The 19,991-nt window shown below is 64.5% G+C and carries 15 protein-coding genes; 6 read left to right on the top strand and 9 right to left on the bottom strand.

The annotated features are described in order from the left end of the window. Positions 1 to 211: 211 nt before the first annotated feature. From Q9293_RS02370 to Q9293_RS02380, 3 genes are all read right to left on the bottom strand, one after another. Complete coding sequence (locus Q9293_RS02370) at positions 212 to 1,966, bottom strand: NAD-dependent malic enzyme (protein WP_306249646.1); 1,755 nt, start codon at positions 1,964 to 1,966, stop codon at positions 212 to 214. 212 nt (positions 1,967 to 2,178) lie between these two features. After that, the gene (locus Q9293_RS02375; RefSeq protein WP_306249649.1) at positions 2,179 to 3,405 is read right to left on the bottom strand and encodes an amidohydrolase family protein; all 1,227 of its coding nucleotides are present in this window, start codon (positions 3,403 to 3,405) and stop codon (positions 2,179 to 2,181) included. Positions 3,406 to 3,449: 44 nt separating this feature from the next. Then, complete coding sequence (locus Q9293_RS02380; RefSeq protein WP_306249651.1) at positions 3,450 to 4,955, bottom strand: hypothetical protein; 1,506 nt, start codon at positions 4,953 to 4,955, stop codon at positions 3,450 to 3,452. 104 nt (positions 4,956 to 5,059) lie between these two features. On the opposite strand from Q9293_RS02380, the gene Q9293_RS02385 reads away from it, so the two are divergent. Continuing rightward, entirely contained in the window at positions 5,060 to 6,424 is a 1,365-nt protein-coding gene (locus Q9293_RS02385) for an MFS transporter (RefSeq protein WP_306249653.1), read from the top strand. Between the two features lie 63 nt (positions 6,425 to 6,487). Beyond that, positions 6,488 to 8,107: a hypothetical protein gene (locus Q9293_RS02390; RefSeq protein WP_306249655.1), complete on the top strand. Its 1,620-nt coding sequence runs from the start codon at positions 6,488 to 6,490 to the stop codon at positions 8,105 to 8,107. A 115-nt stretch (positions 8,108 to 8,222) separates the two neighbouring features. Here Q9293_RS02390 and hppD read toward each other — a convergent pair whose 3' ends face one another. After that, a complete protein-coding gene (hppD, locus tag Q9293_RS02395; protein WP_306249657.1) occupies positions 8,223 to 9,254 on the bottom strand; it encodes a 4-hydroxyphenylpyruvate dioxygenase in 1,032 nt (343 codons plus the stop codon). Positions 9,255 to 9,267: 13 nt separating this feature from the next. After that, complete coding sequence (locus Q9293_RS02400) at positions 9,268 to 10,353, bottom strand: homogentisate 1,2-dioxygenase (protein ID WP_306249659.1); 1,086 nt, start codon at positions 10,351 to 10,353, stop codon at positions 9,268 to 9,270. A gap of 103 nt (positions 10,354 to 10,456) precedes the next feature. Here Q9293_RS02400 and Q9293_RS02405 point away from each other — a divergent pair, with 103 nt between their 5' ends. From Q9293_RS02405 to Q9293_RS02420, 4 genes are all read left to right on the top strand, one after another. Next, entirely contained in the window at positions 10,457 to 11,341 is an 885-nt protein-coding gene (locus tag Q9293_RS02405) for a LysR family transcriptional regulator (RefSeq protein ID WP_306249661.1), read from the top strand. Positions 11,342 to 11,516: 175 nt separating this feature from the next. Then, positions 11,517 to 12,659, top strand: a complete 1,143-nt coding sequence (locus Q9293_RS02410) for a homogentisate 1,2-dioxygenase (RefSeq protein ID WP_306249662.1) — start codon at positions 11,517 to 11,519, stop codon at positions 12,657 to 12,659. Between the two features lie 21 nt (positions 12,660 to 12,680). Continuing rightward, a complete protein-coding gene (locus Q9293_RS02415) occupies positions 12,681 to 13,055 on the top strand; it encodes a hypothetical protein (protein WP_306249664.1) in 375 nt (124 codons plus the stop codon). Between the two features lie 373 nt (positions 13,056 to 13,428). Further along, the gene (locus Q9293_RS02420) at positions 13,429 to 14,334 is read left to right on the top strand and encodes a mechanosensitive ion channel family protein (RefSeq protein ID WP_306249666.1); all 906 of its coding nucleotides are present in this window, start codon (positions 13,429 to 13,431) and stop codon (positions 14,332 to 14,334) included. 16 nt (positions 14,335 to 14,350) lie between these two features. Here the strand turns inward: Q9293_RS02420 and Q9293_RS02425 are convergent, their stop codons facing one another. From Q9293_RS02425 to Q9293_RS02440, 4 genes are read right to left on the bottom strand one after another with little or no spacing between them, the layout of a single operon-like run. After that, a complete protein-coding gene (locus tag Q9293_RS02425) occupies positions 14,351 to 16,711 on the bottom strand; it encodes a PAS domain-containing sensor histidine kinase (protein WP_306249668.1) in 2,361 nt (786 codons plus the stop codon). 56 nt (positions 16,712 to 16,767) lie between these two features. Further along, positions 16,768 to 17,625, bottom strand: a complete 858-nt coding sequence (locus tag Q9293_RS02430; RefSeq protein WP_306249670.1) for a flavin reductase family protein — start codon at positions 17,623 to 17,625, stop codon at positions 16,768 to 16,770. Beyond that, the gene (locus Q9293_RS02435; protein WP_306249672.1) at positions 17,622 to 18,659 is read right to left on the bottom strand and encodes a proline iminopeptidase-family hydrolase; all 1,038 of its coding nucleotides are present in this window, start codon (positions 18,657 to 18,659) and stop codon (positions 17,622 to 17,624) included. Before Q9293_RS02435 ends, Q9293_RS02430 begins: the two co-directional genes overlap by 4 nt. A gap of 45 nt (positions 18,660 to 18,704) precedes the next feature. Next, positions 18,705 to 19,985, bottom strand: a complete 1,281-nt coding sequence (locus Q9293_RS02440; protein WP_306249674.1) for an amidohydrolase family protein — start codon at positions 19,983 to 19,985, stop codon at positions 18,705 to 18,707. Positions 19,986 to 19,991: the final 6 nt, after the last annotated feature.

The following is a 19,991-nucleotide window of genomic DNA, read 5'->3' on the forward strand; positions in this document are numbered from 1 at the left end:
GGAACACCACCAAGACGCCAAGACACCAAGAAAAAACAAAGCCACCATTCATGAAGCTCTTGGTGTCTTGGTGGTGAAAGTCCTTTTCTATTGCACTGAACGTAACTTGGTATGGCACCAGACCGGATCCGATCCAACCCGTTCACCACACAAAACACGGAGCCCCCGAGTCATCCCGGCGGGCTCCGTGTTTTGTGCGGTCATTCTAGTGTTAATCGACGGTGGTGGTGTGGAAGGCGGTTGCCCACTCTTGGGGCGCCGGTTCTTCGGGGAGGTAGGTCGGCGTCCACATGGCCTGGGCCACGGCGGAGGGGATGTCCTTCGCGTCGATGTGGCGTCGGGCGACGCCGCAGGCGATGGCATCCTTCACCACGGCTTCGGCCACGGCGGCGGTCACTTCGCGAATCCGTTCCGCAGAGGGGAAGAGGCTGCCGGATTCCAGTTCGTCGGTGTGAATGGTGTTCGCGAGGCTGCGGGCCGCCGCGGAGAACATGCTGGTGGTGACTTCCTTGGCTTCGCACACCAGGGCGCCCAGCCCCACGCCGGGGAAGATGTAGACATTGTTGCCCTGGCCGATGACGTGCATCCGTCCGTTCATGGGCACGGGCTCGAAGGGGCTGCCCGTGGCGATGAGGGCCCGGCCCTCGGTCCAGCGCAGCACGTCCGCGGGCTTCGCTTCGCTCATGCTGGTGGGGTTGGACATGGGGAACACCAGGGGGCGTTCCACATGCTTGCCCATTTCGCGGATGGCTTCTTCCGTGAACGCGCCGGGCTCTCCGGACGTTCCAATGAGCATGGTGGGGTGCAGGGCGCGGATCACGGCCAGCAGGTCGCGGGGCTGGCCCTTCCCGAGACCCGCCTTCTCCGCCATGGCTGCGGGCCAGGCGAAGTCGCGTTTGTGCACGTCATTGATGGGCTCGTCATCCACCAGGAGGCCTTTGCTGTCGAGGTTCACGGTGGCCTGGGTCAGCGCATCGCCGCTCAGACCCTCCTGGCGCAGGGTTTCGCGGATCAGCCGCGCGATGCCCACGCCCGCGGCGCCCGCGCCGAGAATCACCACCCGCTGCTGCTGCAGGGGGATGCCGGTGACCCGGGCACCGGCGATCATGCCCGCCACGCCCACGGCGGCCGTGCCCTGGATGTCGTCGTTGAAGCTGGTGATCTGCTTCTGGTAGCGATCCAGCAGGCGGAAGGCGTTGTTCTTCTTGAAGTCCTCCCACTGGAGCAGGGCCTTGGGGAAGCGCTTCTTCACGGCCTGGACGAACTCTTCCACGAGGGAATCGTACTCAGGGCCACGCAGCCGCGGAGCCCGCCAGCCGAGGTAGAGTTCATCGGCCAGGAGGGTCTGGTTGTCGGTGCCCACATCCAGGCTGATGGGAAGGGTCTGCCAGGGGGGAATGCCCGCCGCCGCGGTGTAGAGCGCCAGCTTGCCGATGGGGATGCCCATGCCGCCCGCACCCTGGTCGCCCAGGCCGAGGATGCGCTCGTTGTCTGTGACCACAATGAGGCGCACATCGTCATAGGGCGCGTTGCCCAGCACATCGTAGATCCGGCCCCGGTGTTCTGGCGTGATCCAGATGCCCCGGCCGCGGCGGAAGATATGGCTGAATTCCTGGCAGGCCTGACCCACGGTGGGGGTGTAGACGATGGGCAGGAATTCCTGGATGTGATCGAGGAGCACCCGGTAGAACAGATACTCGTTGCGATCCTGCAGCGAGGCGAGGCCGATGAATTTCTCCAGGGGATCCTGCTTGCGGCTGATGTTGTTGTAGACGCGCAGGGATTGCTGCTCCAGGGTGCTCACCGTGTGGGGAAGCAGGCCATCCAAGCCGAAAGCCTGCCGCTCCTCTGCTGTGAAGGCCGTGCCCTTGGAATACATGGGGTGGCTTAATAGGCGCATGCCCCGGTACGGAACGGCCGCATGGGGCCTCCCGTTCTTGTCGACTGTCAGGCCGTAGCGTTCCATATCGCACTCTCCGTTGCAGGGGGCAGGGGCCCCAGGTTCGTACACAGGACATCCCCTCCGCCCGTTCGGGCAGGGGCGGGGACTGGCCTCGAAAAGAACATGCCGAACTCCTCGGAGTTGGTTGGGCACTGACGCACGCCCAGACCTCAGCCCAGCGGCATACCGCACCAATATGGGTTGGTACGTTAATGATGTCCAGGTTGTTAATGCATTCAGCGCAGACCAGCGCTTCCTTTTCCCGCCAGTGAGCCCGGATCTCTCTGGAACAAGTCAGCGGGCCAGCGTCGGCCGGTGCTTGGATCCTTCAGGGTGCGTTTGAGCACGACATCGAAGAGCAGTGGGTTCCGCTTCCAGATTTCATTGAGGGCCTGGCGCTCGTTCGGCGTGAGCATCCCCAGCTTCACCAGCTGCCGCGTCCAGATGACGAGATCCACGCCGGGCAGCGGATAGTCGCTGCCGTTGAGCAGACGGCCATCAAACTCAGGATGGGCCAGCAGATGTTGAAGAGGGGCAGGCAGCCGGTTGATCTGGGTGATGGCGGAGAGGTCGCCGAAGAGGTGGCCCTGGTACCGCGGTTCGTTCATGAGGCGCAGGAACAGCTCGAAGTTCGGGGCTGCTGTCCCGGGATGGTCCAGATCCTCGTTGCGCCCGAGGCTGGCGCAGTGGGCCACGATCACCGTGACCCCCAGATCCAGCGGGCGGCGCAGGCGCAGGGGATTACCCAGGGCCTGGGCCCCCTTTACGGCCACGGCCTTTTCCTCGCCCGCATGGGTGAGCAGCACCACGCCCAGTTCCTTCATGCGGCGGTAGAAAGGATCGAAGGCGGGATTGGCCGGATCGATGGCCTGGGCGTTGGGCAGCCACTTCATCAGGCGAGCGCCCCGGGCGGCGCAGGCCTCCAGTTCCTGGATGGCATCTTTTCGGGCCGGGTGGATGGAGATGACCGGCGTGATCAGATCGGGGTGCCGAGCAGCGAGGTCGAGCACGTAGGCGTTGGGTACGTGGAATTCGGTGCGGATGGGATCGGGCGTGCCATCCGGCTTGTAGGCGCGGTCCATGGCCAGCAGGTGGATTCGCACGGGACGCGGGAAGGCCCGGGCCCGGGCCAGCAGAACCTCGACATAGTCCCGGTCGAAATGATCGAGGCCCTTCACGCCGGTGGCCTTCAGGTAGAGGCCCGTCTCCAGGCGCTTGAGCGGGTGCCGGGCGCTGAGCTTCTCAGGGTTCACGAACGTGCCGTCGCCATCCTGACCGAGACCCAGCGCATGCACATGCACATCGATCAGGGGGCGGGCTGGATCCAGATCCGAGAAAGCGCGGTCGATGAGGGCCTGGGCGGCGGGGGAGAAGGGCGCTGAAGGCGGTAGGCCCGCGATTACGGCAGTACTGAGGCAGAGGCCCAGCGCGAGGAGAAGCCATCGGGTTGAAGTCGGGAACATCGAACCGTTTTAGCAGGAACGGCTCGGCGGCGCTGGCATCAGGCTCAGGGTGTCACCACCACCTGCACCGTGCGGCTGACGCTGCCGTAGGGCCCCTGGGCGGTCAAGGTGTACGTGGTGGTGGTGGCGGGCTTCACCGTGGCACTGCCACCCGTGGCCCAGCCCACTTCCGGCGAGATGAACCAGCGGGTGGCGTTGGCGCTGGTCCAGGTGAGTTGGACGGTGCTTCCGGCCTTGATGCTGGTGGGGGCGGCGCCGAAGCCATTGAGGGTGGGCGCTGGGCCCGTGGGATCGCTGGTGTACACGGTGCCCATCTGCACCACTTCGAGATCAGAGCCCTTGATGCCCGAGAGCCGCGACAGCTGGTCGTTGTCCCAGCGGTCATCGGGCGCGCCCGAGATGTACCAGGCGCTGCCGTTGTCGGCCAGGATCATGCCATAGCGCTTGAGGGCCGCCAGCACCAGCCGGGCCTGGGTCGGATAGCCACTGATGTCGACGCCAGCCTTCAGGCGAACCCGCAGGCCCATGGGCGGCGCATTGGGGTTGGTGTTGCTGGAGGCCCAGTGGGTGGCGGGCAGCACGTAGGCTTTCCGCGAGGTGGGCACCGTGAAGCGCAGGGCATGGGTGATGGCGCCGGCAGCCACTTCGTCGTAGCGGGCCAGGCCCGGGAAGATGGGCAGGCCTGCCGCATCGGCGCTGGTCCAGCCGTAGGGGCGCAGGGTGTTGCTCTTCAGATCCCACACCGCCGTGCCATCCGCCTGCCAAGTGCCATTGGCTTGCGGGAAGGCCCGGTACAGTTCGTAGAGCAGGCAGGTGTCTCGGTCCATGACCAGCACGTGCCGATCACCGTTGGAACTGCTGCCGCCTTCGACGGGCGCGGTGGCGGGAATGGGCATGGGGCCTGGGTCGCCCTCGGTGGGATAACCGTTGGGTCCGAACGCCACCGCCACCTTCGGCTGGGCCGCCGAGGAAACCACGATATACGGGATGCCGATGGGGCTGCCGTTGTACAGACCCGCCCCGAAATCCGGATGCAGGCCCGTACCGGCCCCGATGAAGGCGATGATGGCGGCGCTGTTGGGATCCACAGGGGCCGCGGAGATGTCCTGGTTCCAGGCGTTGTCAGCGGGGAAGGGGGTGAAGCCCTGCAGGCCGGCCCCCACACCCAGGGCTGCACCGTTGCAGGCTCCCGCGGGCGGTTGAACGGATACCGTGATGGCGGCCTGGGCGGAGAGGGTCGGATCCGCCACGCTCGTGGCTTTCACGTGGAAGCTGCCTGCGCCAGCCGGTGCCGTGTAGAGGCCTGCGGCGCTCACGGTGCCGCCGCCGGTTTCCACCACGCTCCAGGTCACGGCGGGATTGGCGGTGCCGGTGACGGTGGCGGTGAAGGTTTGGGTGCCGCTGGTCCAGAGGTTGGCGCTCGGGGGTGAAAGGCTGACACCGGGGCTTGGTGCGGGAGGCGCACCGGCAGGGGTGGCGGAACCCTTGCCGCCTCCGCAGGCCAGGAGGGTCCCCAGGATCGCGGCGAGCATCCAGATGGGGTTGCGCATGGTGATCTCCAAGGGCCAAAGGAACCTTCGAGTGTTGTCTGAGTGTCGCGGAAGTCAATTAGACCGGAAGGGCTATGGCACACTAAACAGACCATGAGGTAATCATGACTTCAGAGCCCACGTTTCGAGAGAAGTACAGCTTTCCAGCCTCCTTCTGGAACGCGAACCTCACCGAGCTCTTCGAGCGGGCCGCCTACTACTCCATGGCCAGCTTCATCGTCATCTACTTGGGGCGGCTGGGGCTGGGCGACTACTGGCCCAGCACCCTCAACAGCGTGCTGTGGTTCCTGGTCTACTTCCTGCCCATCCTCAGCGGCACCATCGCCGATCAGATCGGCTTCCGCCGCAGTCTCCTCATGGCCTGTGTGCTGTTGGTGGGCGGTTACTTCCTCATGGGGTATCCGGTCTGGTTCGGTGGCCAGACGCTGGCACCGCAGGCAGGCCGGGATGTCACGGCGGGCATGGGCGTCATGCTGCCCGTGGCGGCAGCCATTCTGCTCATTGGCATCGGTGCCTCCTTCGTGAAGCCCTGCATCGCGGGCACGGTACAGCGCACCCACCTGGGCAAGGCCACCCTGGCCTTCGGCATCTTCTATACCGTGATCAACGTGGGCAGCGTGTTCGGACGCCTCACGGCCTTCTTCGTGCGCACCAAGCTCGGCAAGCTCGACACCATCTTCATCGTCTCCATGATCGCCTCTGTGCTGGCGTTCCTGGTGGTGACGCTCCTGTACCGCGATCCCGAGGCGGCGGTGGATCTCAGCAAGCCCAAGCGCAGCCTCGGCGAGATCTTCATCGGGATGTTCAAGGTGCTCGGCAACGGCCGCTTCGCCATGTTCCTGCTGGTGAGCAGCGGTTTCTACTTCATCTACAACCAGGTCTACAACGTGCTGCCGCTTTACGTCTCGAAGACGGTCGAGCTGGGCCCGCGCATGGATCTCTACACCCTGGCCAATCCCCTCACCATCGTGTTGTTCCAGCTGGTCATCACCAAGGTCTTCGGCAAGCTCCCCCCCATCAAATCCATCATCGTGGGCACGGTCATCATCGGCCTGGCCATGCTGATCAACGTGGCGCCCCTGTTCATGGCGGGCGGCGTGACCATGCGGGTGTGGCTGCCCTTGGGCAGCCTCTTCGTGGTGATGACCGTGGCGCTCATTGCGTTCGGCGAACTCTTCGCCGCCAGCCGCCTCTACGAATACATCGGATCCCTGGCGCCCAAGGGCCAGGAGGGCCTGTTCCTGGGCTATGCCAACCTGCCCATGGCCATCGGCAGCCTGGTGGGGGGCCCTGCGGGGGCCTGGCTCTTCAACAAGGTCATGTGCGCGGGAGCGGTGAAGCAGTCCAGCGGCCTCCTGCAACTCGACCCCAAAGCCGCGGCCAGCGGTTGGATCATCCTCACCCTCTTCGGCCTGGGCAGCGCCCTCAGCCTGTGGGTCTACAACCGCTGGCTGCAGAAGCAGGGCTAGGGTTACGTCCCAACCATCTTCGGCGATGATGTTCAGAAGGGGGCCCTTCTGAACCTGCTGACCATGCTTCGTCTTCAATGGGTGGCCGGATGGGCCTCGCCTTGGAAGCGGCGCGAGGATCCGCGGCTGCTCCTCCGGCGTTCCTGGGGGAAGGAGGTGGTCAGGGAGCGGTTTACGTTCCAACTGGCTCGGTACCACGAACGGAAGGTGGGACTGTGCCCCACGGTGGACGAGGGCACCTGGCATGACCTGGCTATGGACCAGGTGTTTGCAAAGGTGGATCGGACCCTCGGCTTCCCCGGGCGCCAGGTGCTCTACCACCAGTTGCGAACCTATGAAGAGGATGATGCCGTCTTGGCTGAGCGCGACCGGCAGCGGCGCGTTCTCCGTACGGATGCGAGCCTTCGGGAGGACGTTCAACTCAGCCTGGCCGGGCTGGACGGGGATGATGCTGCCTGGCTGACGCCATTGCTGATGGACGACCTTCCTCCCAAGCCAAGATGGGCTTGGGTCCTGCACGTTTGCGGGCTGGCACCCTTGGCCTGTTTGCTCGGTATGGCGGCATGGCCGATCCTGCTTATCCCCGGGGTGCTGCTGGCCTGTCTGAACCTCCTCATCAACGAAACCTATGGGCGGAAGCTCTCGCCGCATTTCGCAGGGTTGTCGCAGATCTACAAGCTGCAAAAGGTGGCCGGTCGGGTGGCGAATCTTTCCGGCGCGGACCGGCTGCCACAGGTCGCGACCTTGCGCCAAAGCGTCTGGGTGCGGACCCAGCTCCAGAGACGCCTGTTCTGGTTGGCGGTGGATCGGGAACGGCTCAACGAGTTGATCCTCTCCCTGATCTCCTACATCAATTTGTTCTTCCTGGTGGATATCCAAACCTACTTTGCTTCCTTGAACCTGCTTCGCCGTCATCAGGCGGAATGGGTGGCGATGCTGGAAGCCGTTGGAACCCTGGATGCAGCCCTTTCCGTGGCTTCCTTTGCCGATGGGCTGTCGCAGAGCTGCACGCCCACGCGGGCCAAGGGGCGTCGCCTGGAGGCCCAGGGGCTCTATCATCCGCTGCTTCCCGCGCCAGTCGGGAATCCCATTCACTGCGAAGGGCGGTCCGTCCTCATCACGGGTTCCAACATGGCAGGGAAGACTACCTTTATCCGCACGGTGGGTATCAACGTCATTCTGGCTCGGACACTGAATCTCTGTTTGGCAGAACGAGCCACGATTCCTGCGGCTCAAGTTCGCTCCTCCATCCGCCGGGAGGATCGGCTGGCTCAGGGCGACAGCTACTACCTGGCCGAGCTGGAGAGGGTTCGGGAGATGCTTCAGGATGCAGAAGGCGGAAACCTCTGGCTGTTTCTCATTGATGAAATTTTCCGAGGCACCAATACGCTAGAGCGGGTTTCCGCCGCCACTGCGGTGCTTCACCATCTGGGCCGGGCCCACCTCACCATGGTGACCACCCACGACTTGGAGCTGCAGGATCTGCTGTCCGACACCTTCGACATGTTTCATTTCAGCGAGCAGATCGTGGACGGGAAATACGGGTTCAACTACCGCATCCAGGCGGGCCCCACCACCGGGCGCAATGCCATCCGCTTGCTGGAACTCCGAGGTTATCCGGAAACCATCACACGCGAAGCCCGACAACTGGCTGACCGGGTGGTAGCTCGAAACTTGGCATGAATTTGTGGTGATACAAGGATATGAGCCACAGATGAACACGGATGAACTCAGATAAAGACCGGGGGTCTTTCATCCGTGTTGATCTGTGTTCATCTGTGGCAAAAGCAAGTGATTTTCAGATCACGCCACGCCGCTGCTGGTCGCGTTCGATGGAGCGGAACAGGGCAGTGAAGTTGCCTTCTCCGAAGCCCAGGTCGTTCTCGCGCTGGATGATCTCGATGAAGATGGGGCCGATGATGTTCTTGGTGAAGATCTGCAGCAGGTAGCCGTGCTCGTTGCCGTCCACCAGCACCTTGTGGGCTTCGATGCGCTTGGGGTCTTCGCGCACGCCGGGCACGCGCTGAAAGACTTCCTGGTAGTAGTCGGGATCGATGTCCAGGGTCTCGATGGGGGATCCGGCCATGGCATCCAGGGAGGCCAGGATGTCGCGGGTGGCGAAGGCCAGGTGCTGCACGCCGGGGCCGTCGTATTCGCGCAGGTATTCCGCGATCTGATCCTTGTCGGACTTGGGCTGGTTGATGGGGATGCAGAAGCTGCCATCGGGGCTGCGCAGGGCGTACGAGGTGAGGCCCGTTTTCATGCCCTTGATGTCGAAGTAGCGCACTTCGAAAAAGCCGAAGACGTTCTTGTAGAAGTCGGCCCACTGTTCCATGGTGCCCGGATGCACGTTGTTGGTGAGGTGGTCCACGGTGAGGAAGCCCTTGTCGGGCTGGAGGAGCGGATCCGCGTGGGGCACGAAGTCCGCCTCGAGGATGCTGCCCTTGGCGCCGAAGCGGTCGATGAAGTAGATGAGGCTGTCGCCGATGCCGTGGATGGCGGGGTAGGGGAGATCCTGGCGGGTGGCGGCCTTGGCGCCTCGGCGCAGGGCCTCGGTGTGGGCGAAGGCGGCGTCATCCACGCGCCAGCCCATGCTGGAGATGGCGGGGCCATGGGCCTTGGCGAAATCGCGGGAGAAGCCCGTGTGGCCATCGTTCAGCAGGAAGGTGATGTCGTGCTGCTGGTAGGCGGCGATGGGCAGGGTGGCGTGCTGGCGCGTGCGGGAAAAGCCGAAGGCCAGGAAGAGCTTCTCCAGGTCCGCGGTGCTGGGCCCGCAGAATTCGGTGAAGTCGATGCCGCGCAGGCCGAGGGGATTGGGATGGGTGGTCATCTTGGACTCCTCCTTACATCCAGCTCTTCCAGTAGTCCGCCATGGCGACGCTGCGGCCGGCCTCGGTGAGCTGGAGGGGGTTGCGGGTGTCGATCATCACGGCCTTCTCATTGGTGAAGGTCTTGGACTTGGCGGCTTCGATGGCCTTGGGGTGGGGGCCGTGGTGGATGCCCTGGGCGTGGAAGGTGACCATGCCGGGTTCGATGCCCGCGCGGCTGAAGAACTCGCCGTCGTGGTAGAAGAGCACTTCGTCGAAGTCGATGTTGCTGTGGAAGAAAGGCACCTTCATGGCGCCGGGATCGCCGTTCTCCAGGCTGCGGGGCAGGAAGGAGCAGATGACGGCATCGCGCATGATCCAGGTGGAGTGCGCGGAGGGCGGCAGGTGGTAGCGCTCGCTCATGACGGGGCGGATGTCACGGATGTTCAGCTGCCACACGGTGAGATCGCCCTTCCAGCCCACGGTGTTGATGGGGTTGAAGGGGTAGGTGACCGTGGTGATGCGGTTCAGCCGCTTGATCTCCAGCGTGAAGGGGCCGCCCTCGCGGGGGGAGGGCGAGGGCGTCTTGATCACATCCGTGTCGAAGAGCGCGTGGCGGCCCAGCATGCCCCGGTCGGGGATGCTCACCTCGCTGAAGGCCTCGACGATCAGCAGCGACGTGCTTGAGCTTGGGGAGTAGCGGTAGACGGTGCCGCGGGGGATGACGAGGTAGTCGCCCACCTCGTAGGTGAGGGGGCCGAAGTCTGTTTCCAGCTGGCCCGCGCCCTTGTGGACGAAGTGGACCTCGTCGCCGTCGGCGTTGCGCACGTAGCTGGGCATGGGTTCGGTGAGGGTGGTGAGGGCGATGACGATGTCCTGGTTCTCCAGGAAGGCCACCCGGCCCTGCCAGTAGCTGCCCTGGCCCAGGCCCGCCAGCTCCAGCACCTTGAGCGCCTCGGGTCGCAGGTCGCCCTCGATGTGCGTCCAGCCGACCGGTGGCTGGCTGCGGTAGAGGTGGCTGGTGCGGCCGAAGAAGCCGTTGCGGGCGTATTCCTCTTCATACAGGCCGACCGGCACATCGACATGCGCCTGCGTGGTGGTGGGCCCCTTGCGGAACGTCATGAAGCAACTCCCTGGCATGTGGTGGGTGGATCCAGGGTGAGCGGGAAGAATGGTCAAAAATAGAACAAGATTTGGGTGATCATGATCAAAAAAGGAGATGATCTTGAGCCTCGACCTGGACGCCCTGCGGGCCCTCGAAGCAGTGGTGAAGGAGGGCGGCTTCGCCAAGGCGGCCCTGGCCCTGAACAAGGCGCAGAGCGCCGTGAGCTACCAGGTTCGCAAGCTGGAGCAGAGCCTGGGCGTGGCCCTGCTGGATCGCAGCGCCTACCGGGCCACGCTCACCCCGGCGGGCGAGACCATCCTGGCCGAGGGGCGGCGAATTCTCGCCCGCACCCAGCATCTGGAGGATCTGGCCCACCAGTTCGCCACTGGCTGGGAACCGCGGATGTCCCTGGTCATTGACGGCATCCTGCCGCTGGAACCCATCATGACGGCCCTCAAGCGCATCGCCGACGACCAGGTGCCCACGCGCATCCAAGTGAAGGTGGAGTTCCTCCGGGGCGTGCAGTACCGCTTCGACAAGGAGGAGGCGGACCTCATGCTGGTGAAGGACTACGTGCCCAACCCCAGGCTATGCGCCACGGCGCTGCCGGAAGTGGAGTGCGTGCTCTGCGCGGCTCCCGGCCATCCGCTGGCGAAGGGAAAGGTGCACCTCACGGATCTGCAGCGCCATGTGGAGCTCTCGGTGCAGGATTCTTCCGACCATGGCGATGACCGCCACATGTTCGGCGGGGAGCGGGTGTTCTACCTCTCGGGCTTCGTGTTGAAGAAGCAGGCGCTGCGCATGGGCCTGGGCTTCGGCTGGATGCCCCTCTACCTGATCGAGCGCGAGCTGGCGTTCAGGAAGCTGGTGGAGCTGAACTACGCGGGCGGTTCCCGGTACCGCTTTACGCCCCATCTGGTGACCCGCCGCGACCGGCCCCTGGGCCGCACCGGAAAGCTGCTGGCGGATCATCTGAGCCAGGCCATCACGGAGACGGTGGGGTGACCTGGACAAGAACGAATCTTGAGCCACAGATGAACACGGATGAAGGAGCGCGGGCTTTATCTGCGTTCATCCGTGTCCATCTGTGGCAAATCCTGGTTTCTTCCCTGGCCTCGGCTCGTTTCTCCTTGCGGCATTGAAACTTTTTTTGGTGATAATGAATGCCCCTGAGGTTGTCATGTTCAAAAAGGAAACGCCCCTCTTTCCCCTGCGCAAGGGCCTGCACACACGCCAGGCCCATGTCGATCTGCCCGTCGGCACCTTTGAGGAGGAGCATGCGCGCCAGGGATTTTTCGGGCGCACCACGCATCTCTACCGTCTCCACCCGGTCACGGACTGGACTCGCATCGAAGGGCCACTGCGGCCCCACAGCTACGATCTGAACAACTTGAAGCCTTCCGCCGACGAGGCGATCCGGGCTTCGATGTTCGGCTCCACCGAAGCCGCCTACGCGCCCATCTGCATCCTGCACAACAGCGATGTGGCATTGCACTGGGTGGCGCCTTCGGCCATGGATTTCTTCTACCGCAACGCCGATGGTGACGATGTCTACTACATCCACGCGGGCGGAGGAAAGCTGGAGACCACCTTCGGCGCGCTCACCTATGCCACCGGCGACTACCTGGTGATCCCCCGCGGCACCACGTACCGGTTCCTTCCCGACGATGCGGCCCAGCGCTACCTGCTCATCGAAAGCTTCAGCGAAGTCACCATCCCGGATCGCAACCAGCTCGGCCCCAACGCCATTTTCGATCCGGCCATGATCGACACCCCGGAGCTGGAGGCCTACGACGCCACGCCCAGAGAATGGGGCGTTCACATCAAGCGCGAGAATCAGATCACCAAAGTCTATTACCCGTTCAATCCGCTCGATGTCGTCGGCTGGAAGGGCGACCTCACGGTGTGGCGCATCAATGTGAAGGATATCCGGCCGGTCATCAGCGCCCGCTACCACCTGCCGCCCAGTGCCCACTCCACGTTCATCGGAACCAACTTCGTCATCTGCAGCTTCCTACCCCGGCCCTTCGAGGAGGAGGAAGGTGCCGTGCGGGTGCCCTTCTTCCACAGCAACATCGATTTCGACGAGGTGCTGTTCTACTCGGCGGGGCATTTCTTCAGCCGCGATGGCATCGGCGCGGGCATGGTGACCTGGCATCCCCAGGGCATTCACCATGGACCCCACCCCAAGGCCATCCCCCTCAGCCGCACCAAGGAGCGCACCGATGAGGTGGCGGTCATGGTGGACACCTACCGACCCCTCAAGGCCACACCCGCCGCCGGGTTGGTGGAGAACCTGAACTACTGGGCATCCTGGAAGTAATCCTTAAAAGGAGGTCATGCCATGAAATGGGTCGTCATCATCGTCCGCAGCCTGATGGGACTGTTGTTCCTCTTCGCCTCCATCACCTTCCTGTTCAAGCTCTTCACGCCGCCTCCACTCACGGGCGCCATGAAGACCTTCAACGATGGCTTGGTGGCGTCGGTCTACCTCATGCCCACCGTGAAGGTCATCGAGCTGCTCTGTGGCCTGGCCTTCTTATCGGGCCGCTTCGTGCCCTTGGCCACGGTGCTGATCGCGCCCATCATCCTGAACATCCTGGGCGTGCACCTGTTCCTCGGCCACGAAGGACTGCCCGTGGCCATCTTCCTGGTGCTGGCCAACGGCCTTCTCGCCTGGCACCACCGGGAGAGCTACAGGCCCTTGTTCCGAGCCTAGGGGATATCGCGACCTTTCGCTGGACGCCGAGGGATGAGCACACACCGTCCGGGCTCAGCCGACGTGGAGGTAGCGGCGCAGGAACGCTTTCAGGTCCATGTAGAGAAACCGGAAGGGGCCCCGGTGTTTGCGGCGGTCAAGGCGATCAATGGCGATCCGGCTCATGGCACCTCCTGCGGGGCTGGGGGAAGGTCCGGGATGGAATGACATGATGATGCTCCTGATTCCGTATTTGACAAGTGGTGAATGGTAAAATAACGGCATAAAATGTTTTGATATAGGCTGATTTCTAGCCCTGGAGCGGGATCGGATTCAGCCCGGTGGCTGCCCGGGCCGAGGTGGCGTTTTGCTAGGGTGGAGGTTGGAGACAAGCATGGAACGACTCGCAGGCATGGCAGGCATGGCGCAGACTCCCGAGTGGGTGAAAGAGTTCCTGGCCCGCATGGAAGGCACGGGCTGGTCCCGCCTGGTGCACCTGCTGCTGGTCGCGGCGGCCTGCATCGCCATCCTGGGCGCCGTGAAGCTGGTGACGCGGGCCGTGCGGCGGGCAGTGGACGATGGCAACGAAGAGGTGACCTCCGATGCCGAGCGCCGTGCCGAAACCCTGGGCGCGGTGCTCACCAACGCGGCCCGCGTGGTGGTGGTGGCCTTCTTCCTGCTGATGACGCTGCAGGAATTCGGCGTGAACATCGGGCCCCTGGTGGCAGGCGCGGGCATCGCGGGCGTGGCCGTGGGCTTCGGAGCGCAGAGCCTGGTGAAGGATGTCATCAGCGGGTTCTTTCTGCTCATGGAAAACCAGTTCGGCGTGGGCGACATCATCAACATCGACGACAAGCACACGGGCACCGTGGAGCGCATGACCCTCCGCATCACCCAGCTGCGGGATTCGGAAGGGCGGGCCCACTACGTGCCCAACGGCTCCATCATTCGCGTGGTGGTGCTGTCGAAGGATTTCGCCCGGGCCCTGGTGGATGTGGAAGTGGGCTACGACACCGATCCTGACCGGGCCTTTGAGGTGCTCCGTCAGACTGGGAAGAGCCTGCATGACGACAAGCCGGAACTGGCTGTCGAGCCGCTGGAAGTGAAGGGCATCGAAACGCTCGGGGCCAACGGCTTCGTCATCCGCACGCTGACGAAGACGGCCCCCGGGGCTCAGTGGGAGGTGGCCCGGGAACTGCGGCGGCGCATCCTGCTGGCCTTCCGGGAAGCCGGCATTGAAATCCCCTACGCCCAGCGGGTGGTGCACCATCGCGGCGAGGGCGTCGGCGGCGAGGATTGAGGGGTCTGGCCGCGTTCTAGGTGCTCAGTGCCTGCTGCACAGCGGCTCGGAGGGCTTCCAGCGTGTAAGGCTTCTGGAGGAATCCCGCCAGCCCTTTGCCGGCGAGGGACTGGATGGATTCAATCTCGTTGTAGCCGCTGCTGAGGACCACCCTCGCATCGGGCCGGAGGCGGCGCATGGCCTGGTAGGCGTCACGGCCGTCCATGCGGGGCATGGTGAGGTCCATGAGCACCAGATCGATGGACGCGGGATCCGCCCTGAAGGCATCCACGGCCTCCTGGCCATCCCGCGCCAGAATGACGCGAAGGCCCAGGGCTTCGAGGGCGGGCCCAATGGCATCGAGGATGGTGGCCTCGTCATCGACGAGCAGCACCCTGCCCTGCAGGGCCATGGGGGTGGAGCTGGCCGGGAGGCCCGAAGCGAGGGCCTGCCCCGCCACCGCTGGGAAGTAGGTCTTGAAACAGGAACCCTTGCCCTCTTCGCTGTAGATTCTCAGGCCCGCCTTGTGGGCCCGCAGGATGCCCAGCATGGCGGCCAGCCCCAGACCGCGACCGGTGGGCTTGGTGGTGAAGAAGGGGTCAAAGATGCGGGCCATGGTTTCCGGGCTCATGCCATGGCCGGTGTCGCTGACTTCGAGCGTCACATAGAGGCCTGGCGCCAGGGCCTCGGTGGGGAAGGTGGAGGAGATGAAATCGGAATCCAGCTCCGTGGCGCCGGTGCTGATGCTGATAAAGCCCTCCTGGTCGCCCAGGGCATCCGAGGCGTTGGTCACCAGGTTCATGACCACCTGCTGCAGCTGCGCGCCATCGGCCTCCACGGCGGGCAGGCCCTCGGCCAAGTTCAGGCGGAGGAAGGCCTTCTTCGAGATGGACACCTGGAGTAAGTGCACCATCTCGGACACGGCTTCGTTGATGTTGTGGAGCTTGACCACGAAGCGGCCCTTGCCTGAATAGGCGAGCATCTGCTTGGTGAGGTCCGAGGCCTTCAGCACCGTCCGTTCAGCGTTTTCCAGGTAGGGCACCACGGGCGATTCCGGGCTCAGCTTGAAGCGGGCCAGGTTCAGGTTGCCCAGCACCGCCGTGAGGAGGTTGTTGAAATCGTGAGCGATGCCCCCCGCCAGAACACCCAGGCTTTCCAGTTTCTGAGCCTGCTGGAACTGCGCCTCAAGGGCGCGGCGCTGGGCCTCTGCCCGCTTGGCCTCGGTGCGGTCCCGCCAGGTGGTGTGGAGGATCTGTTTGCCCTTCCAGGGGATGGCCGTGAGCATCACTTCCACGGGGAATTCGGTGCCATCCAGTTTCTTGTGGATCCACTCGAATTGGTGGCTGCCGTGCTCGAAGGCCAGGGCGATCATCTCATCGGCTTTCTCTTTGGAGGGGCGCCCGTCGGGTTGGAAGGGCGGGGACAGCTCGGAGGGATGGGTGCCTAGCACGGAGGCCGTGTCGGGTGCGCCGAGGATGGCCACGGTGGCCTGGTTGCAGTCCACAAAGCGGCTGTCGTCGATGAGCAAATTGGCATCACCGGAGCGGTCGAAGAGCAGGCGGAACAGGCGCTCTTGCTCCAGGTTTTCCGCCGCGACCCGCTTCCGTTCAGTGATGTCCGTGCTGATGCCTGCGATGCGGTGGAACCGCCCTTTTGAATTGCGGAGGGGCACCAGCAGGGTGAGGTAGGTCCGCAGGCCGCTGCCGATATCGGCGATTTCCTCGTATTCGATGGGTGCGCCGGCCTCCAGGCAGCGCCGGTAGTTGGCGCTCAGGTGTTCGACAAGCTCTTCGGATAGCCAGTCCTTCAGGGGTTTCCCCACGAAGGCGGCGCGTGGAAGACCGAGAGAAGCCTCCTGGGCCGGATTGGCATCCTCGATGAAAAAGGGGCCCTCCTCCGGCACACCAATCCAGAAGATGGCATCGGGCGAATTCAGGAAGAGGCCCAGGTAGCGCTCCTCTGCGTCGCGCCGGGCGGCTTCTTCGGCTTTGCGGGTGTCGATGTCCCGCACGGCCACCAGCAGCCGCTCGATGCCCCCCACCAGGGAACGGCGCATGTTCACTTCCACCCAGAAGCAGCGGCCGGAGCGGTGCCGGGCCCGCCACTCAAAGACTTGGGGCGACCCCTTGGCCGCCTGCTCCATCCAGGCGTGGGCTTTCGCCTGGGCGTAGGGCGGGAGGTTCTCGCTGAGGGCGGCCACATCCAGGCCCAGCAGTTCGGCCCGGGAATACCCGTACATGTCGAGGGCGCGCAGGTTCACATCCAGGATGGCGCCGGTGTCCAGATCGTGGACAAAGAGGGCGTCGCCCACTGCATCGAACAGATCACGGGTGGCCTGTCGGTGCTGCCTCAGCAGATCCTCTGTCGGGCGATCATGGGATTCATGGGGAAGGGGCATGGGGCCTCGGCTCGCTCCAGCTTATCGGCCGAGTCTGCTGCGACGGTAGTCGTGCCTCAGGTCCGGAGCCGCAGGCCCACCAAGCGCCAGGCTTCGGCCACATCGCCCAGGGCCAGGGCGTTGCGGATGGCATGGTCCAGCCCTGCGGGCGCGATGGGATCGCCCGGCTTGCGGGCCATGGCTGCCAGATCGGGCAGTGCCGCGCTGTTGGCCAGGAGGCCCAGATCATTGCCCGTGAGGATGTGGCTCTGCTTCAGGGCCTCAGGCAGGGCGTCGTAACCCAGAGGTTTTCCTGCGGGCTTGGGCACCTGAAAGACGGCACCGCCACTGGCCCGGGTGTAGAAGGCGCCGCCGTTGCGGCCCACCAGATCCAGGGCATCGGGATGCAGGATGCCGTCCACGAAGCAATCCTCGCGCACATGGAAGGCGAGTACCTCGCCGATGAGCATGAGGCCAGATCCAGGGCCGCTGCCCAGTTCCACCACCTGCTGGAGGCGGCATTCCATCTGGAAAGGGCTTTCGCCCACCAGGGCGGGCTTCACGTGCAGCGCGGGAATGGGTGTGAGCCCGCACTTGGGAAACTCATCGACGCCATCGGGCCACTCGGCGCTGGCCACGTTCATCTGGTGCAGCATGGCGTGGCTCACGGCGGCGATGACGAATTCCTGGGTGGCCACGGCGTTCAGGTAGGTGTGCTTCACGGTGCCGTCGCGGCCGCGGCGGTTGGGCGCGAAAGCCACGGTGGGCGGGTTCGAGCCGAAGGCGTTGAAGAAGCTGAAGGGGGAGAGGTTCTTCAGGCCGTCGGTGCTGACCGTACTGGCCAGGGCGATGGGGCGCGGCGCCACGCCGCCGCAGAGCAGGGCGTTGGTCTCGATGGGGTTCAGATCCGCAGGGAGGATGGTGCGGTGGCTCATGGCTGGTTGAACCTCACGGTGGAGCGCCCCGCATCCGTCTCTTTCAGAAAGCGGATGAGGCCCAGGTTGTAGGTGGCCTGGTCATCCCACATGGCCATGTGGCTGCCCTTGGGGCAGAGCAGGAAGCTGCCATGTTTCACCTGACTTGCCACCCACTTCATGTGTGCGGGGTCCATGGTGTCGTGGGTGGCGCCGATGACCAGGGTCGGCATGGCAAGCTTGGGCAGGTCGGCCTTGCGGCTCCACTGCTCCAGGCGGCCCGAGACGCCGAACTCGCTGGGGCCCTGCATGAGCACGTAGATGTCCTTGTTGGCTCGGGCGGAGGCGCGGCTGATGGCGTCGGGCAATTCCGGCAGGCGGCATAAGTGCTTCGCATAGAAATTCGGAATGAGCAGCTCCATGTAGCGCAGATTCTCGTACTGACCCTTGGCCTCCAGTTCCTTGACTTCCTTCACCACGGCGGGATCCATGCCCTTGGCGAGCACGTCGTCGGCATAGCGGTTGTAGTCGGGGATGCTCATCATCATGTTCGAGATGATCAGCCCCTTCAGGTTCGCACCGTATTTCAGCGCGTATTCCACGGCCAAGATGCCGCCCCAGGAGTGGCCCAGCAGGTAGAAGTTGTCCTTGTTCAGGCCAAGGGCCAGGCGCACCTGCTCGACCTCTTCGACGAAACGCTCAGTGGTCCACAGATCCTTGTCCTTGGGCTGATCCGAAAAGGCGCTGCCCAGCTGGTCGTAGTAGATGAACTCGATGCCCTCGGCGGGCAGGTAGCCTTCCAGTGCCTCGAAGTACTCGTGGGTGAAGCCGGGCCCGCCATGGAGCAGCAGCAGCTTGATGCGGGGGTTGCTGCCGAAACGTTTCGTCCAGACCTTGAACGCCCCCTTGGGCGTCTGGATGGGGATGAGCTTGACGCCGCCCTCGCGCACCTTGGCGCTGTCGGCGAAGTAGGCCCGCAGGGTGGGCGGAGCCTGCTGGGCGCTGAGGGGCAGGAACAGGAGTGAAGCACAAAGCAGGTTCAGGATGCGACGCATGGGACCTCTGCCGGGAAACCTACGAGAAGGGGGACTGGAGGCTGCTCAGGGCTCCTGCCGGATGACCACGCCGCCCTTGAGGACGGTCTTGAGGTGCTGCAGTGCCGAGATGTCTTTGAGGGGGTCCCCGGTCAGCGCGATGAGATCCGCATGGGCTCCGGGTTCCAGGTTGCCCAGATCCTTCATGCCCAGCAGGTCTGCTGCCACCACGGTGCCGGCCTGGATGGCCTGGAGGGGCGTCATGCCCCGGTCCACCATGAGGGCCAGTTCTTTGGCGGGATTCTCGGTCCAGGGGAAGGCGCCTGCATCGCCGCCCAGGGCGATTCTCACCCCTTTGGCCAGGCCCTTGCGGAAAGCCACGGCCAGGATCTTCGGGAACTCATGCCCCAGGGGGCCACGCCCATCCGCCACCCAGAGGCCCGCATAGATGGTGGGGCACCAGAAGGTGCCCTGCTTCACAGCGCGGTCGAGCAGGTCGTCCGTGAAGCCATCGGCGTGCTCCAGGGTGTCAAACCCTGCGGTGAGCGCCGCGTCGATGCCATCCCAACCCTTCACGTGGGCAGAAGTGCGCTTGCCCAGGCGGTGGGCCTCCTCCACGAAGGCCTTCAGTTCCTCAGGGCGGTAGTTGGTCTGGGTCCGTAAGCGGCCATCGCTGCCGAGGTACGCGGCGCGATCCACATAGACCTTCACCCAGTCGGCGCCGCGGCGCACTTCATCCCGCACGGCCACCCGGATGGCCTCCACCCCGTCCACCACGCGCACGCCCGAGGGCAGATCCAGCTCCCAGGCGTATTCCTGCAGCGGGTACGTGCCCGTGGCCGAAAAGGCCTTGCCGGCCACGAAGAGCCGCGGCCCTGGCACCACACCATCCTCGATGGCCTTTTTCAGATCCACATCGGCGTAGCCCGCCCCTTCGGTGCCGAGGTCGCGCAGGGTGGTGAAGCCCCACATCAGCGCGGAACGGGCAGCGGCGGCGGCCCGCAGGGTGCGGGTGGGGATGCTCTCTTTGAGGATCTGGTCGGCATAGTCCTGTTTGAAGCGGTTCCCCTGCAGCAGCACGTGGGTGTGGGCCTCGATGAGCCCGGGCAGCACCAACTGGTCGGACAGATCGAGGATGCGAGCCTCCTTGGGAGCCATCGCTGAGACCTGGCTCCAGGCGCCCGTGGCGGCGATGCGGCCTCCCTTCACCAGCAGGCCCTGGTCCGTCTGGACCTTCCCGGTGCGCACGTCCAGCAGCCGGCCCGCATGGATGAGTGAAGGTTCCTGGGCCGCGAGGCCCCTTGCTAGGAACAGGGCGGCCAGGAGGGCGATACCAAGACGGCGCATGGGCGC

Source organism: Geothrix sp. PMB-07, from assembly GCF_030758935.1.
Lineage (GTDB): Bacteria > Acidobacteriota > Holophagae > Holophagales > Holophagaceae > Geothrix.

Bases quoted from the DNA above. Each gene is read 5' to 3' on its own strand.
- Q9293_RS02370 (WP_306249646.1), bottom strand. From the start codon at position 1,966: ATGGAACGCTACGGCCTGACAGTCGACAAGAACGGGAGGCCCCATGCG.
- Q9293_RS02375 (WP_306249649.1), bottom strand. From the start codon at position 3,405: ATGTTCCCGACTTCAACCCGATGGCTTCTCCTCGCGCTGGGCCTCTGC.
- Q9293_RS02380 (WP_306249651.1), bottom strand. From the start codon at position 4,955: ATGCGCAACCCCATCTGGATGCTCGCCGCGATCCTGGGGACCCTCCTG.
- Q9293_RS02385 (WP_306249653.1), top strand. From the start codon at position 5,060: ATGACTTCAGAGCCCACGTTTCGAGAGAAGTACAGCTTTCCAGCCTCC.
- Q9293_RS02390 (WP_306249655.1), top strand. From the start codon at position 6,488: ATGCTTCGTCTTCAATGGGTGGCCGGATGGGCCTCGCCTTGGAAGCGG.
- hppD (WP_306249657.1), bottom strand. From the start codon at position 9,254: ATGACCACCCATCCCAATCCCCTCGGCCTGCGCGGCATCGACTTCACC.
- Q9293_RS02400 (WP_306249659.1), bottom strand. From the start codon at position 10,353: ATGACGTTCCGCAAGGGGCCCACCACCACGCAGGCGCATGTCGATGTG.
- Q9293_RS02410 (WP_306249662.1), top strand. From the start codon at position 11,517: ATGTTCAAAAAGGAAACGCCCCTCTTTCCCCTGCGCAAGGGCCTGCAC.
- Q9293_RS02415 (WP_306249664.1), top strand. From the start codon at position 12,681: ATGAAATGGGTCGTCATCATCGTCCGCAGCCTGATGGGACTGTTGTTC.
- Q9293_RS02420 (WP_306249666.1), top strand. From the start codon at position 13,429: ATGGAACGACTCGCAGGCATGGCAGGCATGGCGCAGACTCCCGAGTGG.
- Q9293_RS02425 (WP_306249668.1), bottom strand. From the start codon at position 16,711: ATGCCCCTTCCCCATGAATCCCATGATCGCCCGACAGAGGATCTGCTG.
- Q9293_RS02430 (WP_306249670.1), bottom strand. From the start codon at position 17,625: ATGAGCCACCGCACCATCCTCCCTGCGGATCTGAACCCCATCGAGACC.
- Q9293_RS02435 (WP_306249672.1), bottom strand. From the start codon at position 18,659: ATGCGTCGCATCCTGAACCTGCTTTGTGCTTCACTCCTGTTCCTGCCC.
- Q9293_RS02440 (WP_306249674.1), bottom strand. From the start codon at position 19,985: ATGCGCCGTCTTGGTATCGCCCTCCTGGCCGCCCTGTTCCTAGCAAGG.